We start from the raw sequence: 11,925 nt of genomic DNA, 5'->3' as shown, positions 1-11,925 counted from the left end.
AGCTAGGCAAAATTGTTACTTGCACCTATTTTGCAGGCAACAAACCGGAGACCCACATGCCATCGCGTCGTGATGCCGTTCGTGACATTTCTTATGCCCATTCTGCCGAGACCAAAGGCGGGCGAATGGTTATTAAGCTTATGGAGAATACGACTGGCCGTATGCGCCTGATCAAACGCGCCGACGGATACGAAAAAGACGTTGCCAACGGGCGCGACTTTTGGGCCGTTATGGTCGAACGCTATGGGCTGACATTGGATGTTGTGGGGGGATCGCTTGCAAACATTCCGACGGATGGCTCCCTGATCCTGATTGCCAATCATCCCTATGGCATTCTGGATGGTCTAATAATGGGTCACATTCTGTCTGAGGCGCGCGGAGATTTCCGAATTCTGGCGCATCGCGTGTTCCGCAAGGCTGAAGATCTGAACCGCATCATCCTGCCCATTTCGTTTGATGAAACGAAAGAAGCGATGAAGCTGAATTTGGAGACTCGCAAAACGGCTCTCAACTATCTGGGCGAGGGTGGGGCGATTGGCATTTTTCCGGGCGGGACAGTCAGCACCGGGGTCAAGCCGTTTGCGCACCCTATGGATCCGGGCTGGCGTGGCTTCACGGCTCGAATGGTGGCGAAATCCAATGCAACGGTTGTGCCGGTTTTCTTCGACGGGCACACATCGCGCTTGTTCCAGATCGCAAGCCATCTGCACAACACCCTGCGTATGGGTCTGCTCATCAAAGAATTCAAAAAGCGCGTCGATACCCCTGTGAAAGTGGTGATCGGAGAGCCTATTGGGCGCGATGTTTTGGACCCGCTTGGCAAGGATACGCGCAAGATGATGGATTTCCTGCGCAAAGCCACGTATGAGCTGTCTCCGAAGCCGTTGGAGTCCTATGACTACGGCTATGAATTTGAGGAACGGCATCGCGCCTGAAGGGGCTAATGGCAGTAGGTATCTTTGATTCCGGTTTGGGCGGTCTGACCGTCCTGAATGCCGCGCAGCAACGGCTGCCCGACGTGGATTTCCTGTATTTCGCGGACAGTGCGCATGCGCCCTACGGTGTACGCGACGCCGAGGATATCTATCAGCTGACCCGCAAGGCCGTGCACGAACTGTGGAATCGCGGGTGCAATCTGGTGATTCTGGCATGCAACACCGCAAGCGCTGCCGCCCTGCGCAGGATGCAGGAAGAGGGCGTGCCCGAGGGTAAGAGAGTGCTAGGCGTCTTTGTTCCCTTGATCGAAGCGCTGACCGAGCGGCAATGGGGGGACAACTCTCCACCACGCGAAGTGGCCGTTAAGCATGTGGCCTTGTTCGCGACGCCTGCCACTGTGTCCAGCCGGGCCTTTCAGCGGGAACTGGCATTCCGCGCGATTGGCGTGGACGTCGAAGCGCAGGCATGTGGTGGTGTGGTTGATGCTATTGAAGATGGCGATATGATCTTGGCCGAGGCGCTGGTGCGGAGCCATGTTGATGCGTTGAAACGCAAAATGCCGGACCCGCAGGCCGCAATTCTGGGCTGTACGCATTACCCGTTGATGGCCGAGACGTTTCAGGCGGCCCTGGGTTCGGATGTTCAGGTCTTTAGCCAAGGGGATCTGGTGGCCGAAAGTCTGGCCGATTACCTGCAACGTCACCCCAACATGCTGGGCGACGGCGGCGGTGGTTTTCTGACCACGGGCAAGCCAGGGTTTGTCAGTGACCGAGCGACGCAGTTCCTCCGACGACAAATATCGTTCGAGGCGGCCTGATTTAGGTCAAGGACGCACTTCCCCGAATTTTCTAGTTCAAAGACCGTCACATCGGCGGTCGTGATATGTGACACACGTAAAGAAGAGGTCTGACATGACCCATAAAATCGCAATTCTGGGCGCTTCTGGTTACACCGGCGCTGAACTGGTGCGGCTGATCGCCGAGCACCCGAACATGGACATCGTTGCTTTGGCCGCCGAACGTAAGGCTGGGATGAGTATGACGCAGGTCTTTCCGCATCTGCGGCACATGGACTTGCCGGATCTGTGCAAGATTTCCGAGATCGATTTTTCCAATGTTGATCTGTGTTTCTGTGCTTTGCCGCACAAAACCAGCCAAGAGGTGATCCGGGACCTGCCGAAAGACTTGAAGATCATTGATTTGTCAGCGGATTTCCGGCTGCAAGACCCGGATGAATATGAGAAGTGGTATGGCAACCCGCACAGCGCTTTGGAACAGCAGGGCGAGGCCGTTTATGGCCTAACTGAGTTCTATAGGGATGAGATAAGGTCGGCGCGCTTGGTCGCCGGTACAGGCTGCAACGCCGCGACAGGGCAATATGTGCTGCGGCCGTTGATCTCGGCCGGGGTTATTGATCTTGATGACATCATTCTGGACCTGAAATGCGCAGTTTCCGGGGCCGGGCGGTCGCTCAAGGAAAACCTGCTGCACGCTGAGTTGAGTGAAGGGTACAATGCCTATGCGGTCGGCGGTGCACACCGGCATCTGGGTGAATTCGATCAGGAATTTTCGAAGCTGGCCGGGCGGACAGTGCATGTGCAATTCACACCGCATCTGGTCCCGGCTAACCGGGGCATTCTGGCAACGACCTACGTCAAGGGCGACCCGCAAAGCGTCTATGAAACGTTGGCAAAGACCTATGTGGATGAGCCTTTCATCCAGATGCTGCCGATGGGACAGGCGCCGTCGACCCATCATGTACGCGGGTCGAATTTCTGTCATATCGGTGTGGTGGCTGACCGGATCGAACGGCGCGCGATTGTGATTGCCGCGCTGGATAACCTGACAAAAGGTAGCAGTGGCCAAGCCTTGCAGAACGCCAACCTGATGTTAGGTGAAGATGAAACTGTGGGTCTGATGATGGCCCCTCTATTTCCGTGAGGACGGTATGAAAACGCTTAAGAAACGTCGTCGAGTACAAGTCATTTTGGTAGCGGTCGTTGCCTTGGTGGCATCGACGGCGTTGATTGGGTGGGCCTTGCAGGATGGCATCAATTTCTTCCGTTCGCCCAGCGAGGTAATTGCGGAGCCGCCCAAACCGACCGAGGTGTTCCGCATAGGCGGGCTTGTTGAAGAAGGCTCGATCATTCGTGGGCAGGGCGAAACCGTTCATTTTGTGGTTACGGATGGGGGGGAGAGTGTCCCGGTCTCGTTCACGGGCGTTCTGCCGGATCTGTTTACCGAGAACCAAGGCATGGTTGGCACCGGAAGCTACGTAAACGGCGTGTTTGAAGCAACTGAAATCCTTGCCAAACATGACGAAACTTACATGCCGAAAGAGGTAATGGACGCGCTGAAAGAGCAAGGTGTTTACAAAGAAGCGGAAGGCAGCTGATCGTCGGGCTTCTCGGGCAAATGTAGCCATTGAACAAAAGAATAAAGGGCGTTGCACGTATTCAAACTGCAGCGCCCTTTGTCGTTTCTGGATGTTAACAGGTTTGTCGGACCGTTGCCGCGATTGTTAAAATTGGGGGATGTCATGCAAACGGTTCGGCAGATCGCAGAAGACATCGTTGCACGAGAAGGCGGGTTTGTGGATGATCCGGACGACCCCGGCGGTGCCACGAAATACGGTGTGACCATTCACACAATGCGACGTCTGGGATTGGATTTGACTGGCGATGGTGCTGTGGATGTTGCCGACGTGCGGTTGCTCACGCGGCAAAAAGCGGTCGACATCTTTGTTCAGCATTACTTTGATAAGCCACGTGTTTCGTCGTTGCCGAATGTGCTGCACGCTTCGGTCTTTGACATGTATGTGAACGCCGGATCTCAGGCAGTGAAAATCTTGCAACGACTTTTGCGAGACATGGGCTTCAATGTGGCAGTGGATGGCGTGATTGGTCCAAAGACCGCAGCAGCTTGTGTAAGTGCAGCCCAGCCGGACCCATCCACACTGCGGGATGCATACGGGATTGCGCGGCGGAATTACTACTTTCGTCTGGCGGATCGACGACCGGCGTTAAGAAAATATGCGCAAAGCCGGTCAGGGGGCAAAGGTGGCTGGATTAAACGCGCCGAAGAATTTCTGTCGCACCGCTATCACATGTCAGATGACGCGTTTCAAAGAAGGGTGGAAGCATGGGATTGATCTCGGGCGTCTTGGCGCTGTTGTTTGGGAATGGACGCAATGGGGTAAGAGAAACCGTTGAGCTTTACCGCGAAAACGCCGAAGCAGGCGCGCAGAGAGGAGCCGAGGTTCAAGCGCAAGCCATGTTGCAATTTGGTGGTGAATTCCAAACTGCGCAAAAAGGTTCATTTGACCGGTTTATGGATGGTGTGAATCGACTGCCACGTCCGGCTTTGGCCTTGGGGACGCTGGGGTTGTTCATCGCGGCCATGGTCGATCCGCTGTGGTTTGCGGCTAGGATGCAAGGCATGGCTTTGGTGCCGGAACCTTTATGGTGGTTGTTGGGCGTTATCGTTTCCTTTTACTTTGGAGCACGGCATCAGGTGAAGATGCAGGAGTTTCAAAGGGATATCGGTGTTTCAATGCTGCGATTGCCTGCCGTCCTGAACAATATCGAGCAGTTGCGCGCCCTGCGAGCCGACAGCCCGGGGGCTGCGGATCCTGGCCCGGATTCAGCTTTGACGCAAGACATCACGCGCCCTGATGCCAACCCTGCGCTGGAAGACTGGCGCAAGCGTCGTGGGACCTGACCCGCGACACTATGTGCCCCCGGATCTGGCGAAAGTTATTGGCCCCCGGATTGGCCCCGGAGTATATTCCGGGGCATGATTACAGAACTCGGCCACTTTGCCCTAATTCTCGCCTTCTTTGTCGCTATCGTGCAAAGCGTGGTGCCCCTGATCGGTGCCTCGAAACGTTGGACCGGATGGATGGCATTTGCCGAGCCTTCGGCCATTGTTCAGTTCCTGCTAACGGCATTTTCCTTCGGTGCTCTGATCTGGGCTTTCGTCGTGTCCGACTTTTCCCTGAGGATCGTGGTTGAGAACAGCCACTCGGCCAAGCCGATGATCTACAAGATAAGTGGGACATGGGGGAACCACGAAGGGTCCATGTTGCTTTGGGTGCTGATTGTCACCTTGTTCGGTGCGATGGCTGCGTTTTTTGGGGGCGGTTTGCCGCCAACGCTTAAGGCACGTGTGTTGGCCGTGCAGTCTTCAATTGCTGTCGCATTTTTTGCCTTCATTTTGTTCACGTCAAACCCGTTTGACCGGCTTGCAATTGCGCCGTTTGACGGGCGCGACCTGAACCCACTGCTTCAAGACCCCGGTTTGGCCTTCCATCCACCGTTTCTCTATCTCGGATATGTGGGGCTGAGTATGGCGTTCAGCTTTGCCGTTGCCGCCCTGATCGAAGGCCGCGTCGACGCCGCATGGGGGCGGTGGGTGCGGCCTTGGACACTGGCAGCATGGGTCTTTTTGACGATCGGGATCGCGTTGGGGTCCTGGTGGGCGTACTACGAACTCGGCTGGGGCGGTTTCTGGTTCTGGGACCCGGTTGAGAACGCCTCTTTCATGCCGTGGCTTCTGGCAGCCGCGCTGTTGCACTCGGCTATCGTTGTGGAAAAGCGCGAGGCGCTGAAAAGTTGGACCATTTTGCTGGCAATCATCGCATTCGGATTTTCACTGATCGGCACATTCATTGTGCGGTCTGGGCTTCTCACGTCTGTTCATGCCTTTGCAACCGATCCCGAACGTGGCGTGTTTATCCTGATGATCCTGGTGTTCTTTATCGGCGGGGCATTGACGCTGTTTGCCGCGCGCGCCCAAGCGATGGAGGCCAAGGGTGTGTTTGGTATGGTCAGCCGCGAAAGCGCTTTGGTGGCGAACAACGTGCTGCTGGCTGTCAGCTGTTTTGTTGTGTTCGTAGGCACCATGTGGCCGATGGTGGCTGAGATGATGTTCGACCGGAAGCTCTCGGTCGGTGCTCCGTTCTTCAATGCGGCGTTCTCTCCGTTCATGGTGCTGCTTGGGTTGATCCTGCCGATTGGGTCAATGTTGCCTTGGAAGCGGGGAAGGATTGGCAAGACCGCGTGGTCGCTGCGCTATGCCTTTGGCCTTGCGCTGGCAATTGCTCTGCTGGTTTGGGCGATGCAAACCGGACGCAGCGCGCTTGGGCCGGTTGGGCTGTTCCTTGGGGCCTGGATCACCTTTGGTGCAGCGCTTGATTTGTGGAGCCGCACAGGCCGCAATGGCAGCCTTAAGCGCCTGTTCCGTTTGCCGGGCGCGGATTGGGGAAAAGCGGTTGCTCATACCGGTTTGGGCGTCACCATCTTCGCGGTCGCTGGTCTGACTGCGTGGGAGGCCGAAGATATTCGCGTGGCGCAACCCAACAAGCCGTTCGTGGTGGGGCAGTTCACGCTGACCCTGCAAGATGTGCGGCAGGTTGAGGGGCCGAACTATTTCTCGACCACGGCAGATGTCCTGGTTGAAAAGAATGGACGTCTGATTGGCACCCTGCACCCGGAAAAACGCGACTATCCGGTGGCGCGTATGCCCACGACTGAGGCTGCGATCGACTATCGTTTCCTGGGCGACCTTTACGTCGTGATCGGCGATCAGCAGGCCGATGGGGGCTGGGTCATGCGGACCTATATCAAACCGCTCGCAAACTGGATCTGGGGTGGCTGCATTCTAATGTCGCTAGGCGGTATCCTAAGCCTATGTGACAGACGATTCCGTGTTGCGGCTGGGGCCAGAAAAACCCCGGTTGGCGGAGTGCCCGCAGAATGAAACGCCTTGTACTGATCCTAATGCTGCTGGCGACACCCGTGTTTTCGGTGCAGCCCGACGAGGTGCTGGATGATCCGGTCCTCGAACAGCGGGCGCGCGACCTCAGCACTGGCCTACGCTGCCTTGTTTGCCGGAACGAGAGCATCGACGAAAGCAATGCAGATCTTGCGCGTGACTTGCGCCTGTTGCTGCGTGAGCGTTTGGTCGCGGGTGACAGCGATGAAGAGGCAATTGCCTTTATCGTAGATCGCTATGGCGAATACGTTCTGCTGAAGCCGACGACCAGCGGTTCGAACCTGTTTCTTTGGCTCGCCGGACCCATCATGTTGCTGATTGCAGCCGGGGTCGGGCTGAACTTTCTGCGCAACCGCGCCAAAGCCCACGCTTCAGTTGAGAGCACGACGCTGAGTGAGGACGAAAAGGAACGCCTGCGCCGAATTCTTGAAGACTGACGTTTGGTTCTGCTTTTCCCATCCCGTTTGGGTCAGTAAGTGTGCAAAAACGCAAGGCGCGACGGGAGGGTTTTCATGAAATACGAAACGGTTGTTCTGGATATTTCTGACGGGCTGGCAGTTCTGACATTGAACAGACCTGACAAGATGAACGCTCTGACAACTCAGATGCGAGCTGAAATCACTCACGCAATGAAAGATGCGGCGACCCGAGCCCGGTGCATCGTGATCACCGGCGCTGGACCTGCTTTTTGCTCGGGACAGGATTTGGGTGATGCGTCGTCAACCGGCAAGATTGACTTGGAACGTTCGTTGCGGGACGAATATGAGCCGATGCTGGAGACGATTCACAGCTGTCCGGTGCCAACGATTGCGGCCGTGAACGGAGCTGCGGCTGGGGCAGGAGCCAACCTTGCCCTGTGCGCGGATGTAGTGATTGCTGCCGAGAGCGCCTATTTCCTGCAGGCCTTTGCTCGGATCGGGTTGCTGCCCGACGCTGGCGGAACCTGGTTCATGCCACGTCAAATGGGGCTGGCCAAGGCGATGGGGGCGGCTTTGTTTGCTGACAAGATCAGCGCACGGCAGGCAGATGATTGGGGTCTGATCTGGGAGGCCATCCCTGATGAAGACTTCGCTGCGCATTGGCGCAAACGGGCGGAATACCTGGCCAAAGGTCCGACCGCCGCCTATGGCGCGATCAAGCAAGCTGTTCGTGGGACATATGAAAACACCCTGCCTCAGCAGCTTGCGACCGAAGCGCATCTGCAAGGCGAATGCGGTCGCTCGCGCGATTTCGCCGAAGGTGTGGTGGCATTCATGGAAAAACGCCCTCCGAAATTCGAAGGGCGCTGAATAGGTCGAATTTAGGCGCGGCGGCGGCGGCGCGCTCGGCGCTCGGGTGCAGCATCATCGCCGGTTCCGTCCGAGGCCGAAGTAAACGGACCAAGCGCATCAGTGATTTGTTCCAGGGTGGGGCGCTCGCCGCGGGATGTGGTGTCCAGCGCCTCGCGCATCTTGCGCAGGTGATCGGGCATGGTCCCGCAGCAACCGCCAATGATCGTAGCACCTGCGTCGCGCGCCATAGCTGCATACTGCCCCATCAATTCGGGTGTACCGTCATAGTGGATGTGGCCATCCACGTATTTCGGAATGCCCGCGTTACCTTTTGAGATCAGAGGACGTTCCGTGCCCTGTGCGCCAAAGCCCAGAACAGTGCGCAGAATATCCGATGCGCCGGTTCCACAATTGGCTCCGAATGCAATGGGCGGGTTTGGCAGCGTTTCAACCAGTTGCGCCAGATCAGCCGAGGTGACACCCATCATTGTGCGACCCGCTGTGTCAAAGCTCATGGTGCCACACCAGGGCATATCGGCCAGCGCAAACGCTTCGGCGGCGGCGCGGAATTCTTCGGGCGCGCTGATGGTTTCGACCCACAGCACATCCACTCCGCCTTCTTTCAGTGCTGCGGCTTGTTCGTGGAACATTTCCACCGCTTCGGAATGAGACAAGCTTCCGACGGGTTCCATGATCTCGCCGGTCGGGCCAACGGATCCAGCGACCACAACGGGGCGTCCCGCCTTGTCCGCAACTTCACGCCCAAGTTCCGCACCGATGCGGTTCAGTTCGCCCACGCGATTCTGTGCGTCATGCAATTTGAGCCGCGCCGATGTGCCACCGAACGTATTGGTCAAGAAAAGATCGCTGCCCGCATCGACGGAACCCTGATACAGGGCTTTGATTTTTTCGGGAGCGTCCACGTTCCAGAGTTCAGGCGCATCGCCGGATTGCAGGCCCATGTTGAACAGGTTTGTTCCAGTCGCTCCATCCGCCAGAATGGCATCATTGGTGTCCAGAAGCTTGCTCAGCGCATTTGTCATTGGGGTATTCCAGAAAAAGGCGCAAATCGCCGTTAAAAAATAGAGACGCCCCATGTCACACGACAGGGGCGTCAAATCAAATTCATAAAACTCATGAAGATCATGAGTCAGGCGCTAATCGCTTAGTCGGTCTCGCTCAGAACCTGCGCTTTGGCCTCTGGCAAAAGCTCGGCCATTTTCGCCCGAATTTCGTCATCCGAGGACAAGCTACCCAAATCGCCTGAAACCTTGCGCACAACATCCTCGTGCCCGGCTTCTTCAAAATCGGCGATTACAACCGTCTTTGCGTATTCTTCGGCATCGGCACCGGTTTTTCCCAGTTTCTCTGCCGCCCATAGGCCCAGTAGTTTGTTGCAGCGGGCTTGGGCCTTGAACTGCATTTCTTCGTCATGAGCAAATTTGGCTTCAAAGGCGTTTTCGCGTTCGTCGAACGTGGTCATTGGGTGAGGACCTCTTGGGTTACATCTTGTTTCCTGATGATATGACCATACGACGTCCCGTGCGCAAGGTATTTGCGCTGCGTCAAAGCCTCTCGGGTACATGAACTTGCGAGAAAAGGGGGCTTGCACTATGAGGACGCCAACGAGAGGGGACTCAATCCCTCTGCTCAGACTGGAAAGGTCGCTTATGGCGCGTCGCAAGAAAATTTACGAAGGTAAGGCCAAGATTCTGTATGAAGGTCCCGAACCGGGCACAATCGTGCAGTATTTCAAGGATGACGCCACCGCGTTCAACGCGGAAAAGAAGGACGTTATTGACGGCAAAGGCGTATTGAACAATCGCCTGTCCGAGTTCTTTATGAACGGCCTGACCCAAATCGGTATCCCGAACCACTTTATTCGCCGCCTGAACATGCGCGAACAACTGGTGCGCAATTGCGAAATCGTTCCGTTGGAAGTGATCGTTCGAAACTATGCCGCCGGATCGATGACAAAACGTCTGGGCATAGCAGAAGGCACTCAACTGCCGCGCCCGATCGTCGAATATTGTTACAAGGACGACGCGCTGGGTGATCCTCTGGTTACAGAAGAACATATCGCAGCCTTTGGTTGGGCCAGCCAGCAGGACATGGACGACATCCTCAGCATTGCTCTGCGGGTGAACGATTTCATGAGCGGCGTGATGCTGGCAGTTGGTATTCGGCTGGTGGACTTCAAGATCGAAATCGGACGCGTGTTCGACGGCGACTATCAGCGCCTGATCGTGGCTGACGAAATCAGCCCCGACAGCTGCCGCCTGTGGGATATTGAGACCGGCCAGAAGCTGGACAAGGATGTGTTCCGCCGCGATCTGGGCAATCTGACCGATGCATATTCAGAAGTCGCGCGCCGGTTGGGTGTGCTTCCGAATACCAATGTCACCAAGCCGACACTGATCAACTGATCCGTTCCGGAGACTTATGTTTCAACTAAACTGCGCTGCGGCAAAAACCGCGGCGCAGTTTGGTTTTTGCGTTATCGGAAGGTTCATCTCTTGGTGATTAACCGAAAGAGTCGCTTCGCTTGATGACAACTGCGGCAAACTGCTTGGGAAACAGGGTTGTCGAAAACGGTCAGGCACGCTATCCCCCGCGCAACGAAATGGGCCATGGATTGCGGCCCGAAGGTGGAGTTGCCAAAATGAAAGCACGGGTGCATGTGATGCTCAAGAACGGGGTACTGGACCCGCAGGGCGAAGCTGTTCGGCACGCATTGGGCGCAATGGGCTTTGATAAGGTCGAAGGTGTACGTCAAGGCAAGGTGATCGACCTTGAACTGACCGAAAGTGCAACCGAAGCGGATGTCACCGAAATGTGCGAAAAGCTGTTGGCCAACACGGTCATTGAACGCTACGAGATCGAACTGGTCTGACCGAATGCGGGCCGCGCGTCTGATCACCTATCGCCAACCACTTGAGGTTACGACGGTACCCGACCCCGAACCCGCCGAAGATGGTGTTGTGGTTCGGGTTTTGGCGTGTGGCGTGTGCCGATCCGATTGGCATGCGTGGTCAGGCGCGGACCCGGACGTAATCCTTCCGATGACACCCGGTCACGAATACTGTGGCGAGGTTGTTGCGGTTGGCCCCCGCGTCACCCGGTGGCGGGTTGGCGACAGGGTGATTGCTCCCTTCATTCTGGCTTGCGGACATTGCGCGGATTGTGCGCAGGGGCATCAGACAATCTGCAACGATCAGATTGTGCCTGGGTTCACCTGCGATGGCGCCTTTGCCGAATACATTGCTGTAGCCCATGCGGATGCTAACCTTACATTGTTGCCCGACAGCATTGCGCCCGAAGTGGCGGCCGCCCTTGGGTGCCGGGTGACGACAGCATGGCAGGCATTGGTCGGACGGGCGCAGGTTCAGGGTGGGGAATGGATTGCGGTCTTTGGTGGCGGTGGCGTTGGAATCTCGACCCTGCTGTTGGGCAAGGCCCTTGGTACACGGGTTGTGGTGGTCGATATCGCAGACGACAAGCTGGATTATGCCATGTCTCTGGGCGCGGACGCGGTCGTGAATGCGACGACCTGTGATGCGTCGCAAGCCGTGAAGGACATCACTGGCGGCGGCGCGCACGTTGCAATTGAAGCCTTGGGCATTGAAGTGACGACTGTCTCCGCGATGCGGTCCCTTCGCAAACTGGGGCGCATGGTGCAGATCGGAATGCCTGCGGGGGATCACACCCAGATGGCACTGCCAATGGATGTGCTGTACTCTGGCCAGCTTTCTGTTTTCGGTACACGGGGAATGCCAAGCTGGCGTTATCCGTCCTTGTTGTCGATGATCGCAGGGGGCGGGATCGACCTGAGCCCACTGGTCACGCGTAAAATATCTCTCAACCAGGTAAGCGCTGAGCTTGCCGCCTTTGATCATCCGACCCCTCCGGGCGTTGCGGTGGTTACTGATTTTGTCTCGTAGGAG

General features: G+C 56.6%; 14 protein-coding genes. 12 read left to right on the top strand and 2 right to left on the bottom strand.

The genetic code is table 11. The annotated features are described in order from the left end of the window. The first annotated feature begins 56 nt into the window (after positions 1 to 56). From GOV85_RS01275 to GOV85_RS01235, 9 genes are all read left to right on the top strand, one after another. The gene (locus tag GOV85_RS01275; RefSeq protein ID WP_171174221.1) at positions 57 to 935 is read left to right on the top strand and encodes a lysophospholipid acyltransferase family protein; all 879 of its coding nucleotides are present in this window, start codon (positions 57 to 59) and stop codon (positions 933 to 935) included. Between the two features lie 8 nt (positions 936 to 943). Beyond that, a complete protein-coding gene (locus GOV85_RS01270) occupies positions 944 to 1,753 on the top strand; it encodes a glutamate racemase (protein ID WP_171174219.1) in 810 nt (269 codons plus the stop codon). A 94-nt stretch (positions 1,754 to 1,847) separates the two neighbouring features. Next, a complete protein-coding gene (gene argC, locus GOV85_RS01265; RefSeq protein ID WP_171174217.1) occupies positions 1,848 to 2,876 on the top strand; it encodes an N-acetyl-gamma-glutamyl-phosphate reductase in 1,029 nt (342 codons plus the stop codon). A gap of 7 nt (positions 2,877 to 2,883) precedes the next feature. Beyond that, positions 2,884 to 3,330: a cytochrome c maturation protein CcmE gene (ccmE, locus tag GOV85_RS01260; protein ID WP_171089834.1), complete on the top strand. Its 447-nt coding sequence runs from the start codon at positions 2,884 to 2,886 to the stop codon at positions 3,328 to 3,330. 144 nt (positions 3,331 to 3,474) lie between these two features. Continuing rightward, entirely contained in the window at positions 3,475 to 4,086 is a 612-nt protein-coding gene (locus GOV85_RS01255; RefSeq protein WP_171174215.1) for a holin-associated N-acetylmuramidase, read from the top strand. Further along, positions 4,077 to 4,655 (top strand): holin family protein, encoded by a 579-nt coding sequence (locus GOV85_RS01250; protein WP_171174212.1) that lies wholly within the window; start codon positions 4,077 to 4,079, stop codon positions 4,653 to 4,655. Before GOV85_RS01255 ends, GOV85_RS01250 begins: the two co-directional genes overlap by 10 nt. A 75-nt stretch (positions 4,656 to 4,730) precedes the next feature. Then, entirely contained in the window at positions 4,731 to 6,695 is a 1,965-nt protein-coding gene (locus GOV85_RS01245) for a heme lyase CcmF/NrfE family subunit (protein WP_171174210.1), read from the top strand. After that, positions 6,692 to 7,147 carry a cytochrome c-type biogenesis protein gene (locus GOV85_RS01240; RefSeq protein ID WP_171174208.1) on the top strand — a complete coding sequence of 152 codons (456 nt, stop codon included), beginning with the start codon at positions 6,692 to 6,694 and terminating at the stop codon, positions 7,145 to 7,147. The genes GOV85_RS01245 and GOV85_RS01240 overlap by 4 nt, the downstream gene beginning before the upstream one ends. A 75-nt stretch (positions 7,148 to 7,222) precedes the next feature. Next, positions 7,223 to 7,999: an enoyl-CoA hydratase-related protein gene (locus tag GOV85_RS01235; RefSeq protein WP_171174206.1), complete on the top strand. Its 777-nt coding sequence runs from the start codon at positions 7,223 to 7,225 to the stop codon at positions 7,997 to 7,999. An 11-nt stretch (positions 8,000 to 8,010) separates the two neighbouring features. Here the strand turns inward: GOV85_RS01235 and bmt are convergent, their stop codons facing one another. After that, positions 8,011 to 9,024, bottom strand: coding sequence for a betaine--homocysteine S-methyltransferase (gene bmt, locus GOV85_RS01230; RefSeq protein WP_171174204.1), 1,014 nt, complete (start codon positions 9,022 to 9,024; stop codon positions 8,011 to 8,013). 122 nt (positions 9,025 to 9,146) lie between these two features. Further along, entirely contained in the window at positions 9,147 to 9,464 is a 318-nt protein-coding gene (locus tag GOV85_RS01225) for a DUF1476 domain-containing protein (protein WP_171174201.1), read from the bottom strand. A 187-nt stretch (positions 9,465 to 9,651) separates the two neighbouring features. Between GOV85_RS01225 and purC the strand changes: the two genes are divergently transcribed. The 3 genes from purC to GOV85_RS01210 all read left to right on the top strand — a co-directional run bounded on the left by purC (position 9,652) and on the right by GOV85_RS01210 (position 11,922). Beyond that, positions 9,652 to 10,407 (top strand): phosphoribosylaminoimidazolesuccinocarboxamide synthase, encoded by a 756-nt coding sequence (purC, locus tag GOV85_RS01220; RefSeq protein ID WP_171174200.1) that lies wholly within the window; start codon positions 9,652 to 9,654, stop codon positions 10,405 to 10,407. Between the two features lie 236 nt (positions 10,408 to 10,643). Beyond that, complete coding sequence (gene purS / locus GOV85_RS01215; RefSeq protein ID WP_171176178.1) at positions 10,644 to 10,874, top strand: phosphoribosylformylglycinamidine synthase subunit PurS; 231 nt, start codon at positions 10,644 to 10,646, stop codon at positions 10,872 to 10,874. Between the two features lie 4 nt (positions 10,875 to 10,878). Continuing rightward, a complete protein-coding gene (locus tag GOV85_RS01210; RefSeq protein WP_171176176.1) occupies positions 10,879 to 11,922 on the top strand; it encodes a zinc-dependent alcohol dehydrogenase family protein in 1,044 nt (347 codons plus the stop codon). Positions 11,923 to 11,925 lie beyond the last annotated feature (3 nt).

This window comes from Ruegeria sp. HKCCA4633 (genome assembly GCF_013034605.1).
Classification (GTDB): Bacteria; Pseudomonadota; Alphaproteobacteria; order Rhodobacterales; family Rhodobacteraceae; genus Ruegeria.
Note: the sequence above shows the minus strand (reverse complement) of the source record. Positions and strands in the feature narration are given on the sequence as shown.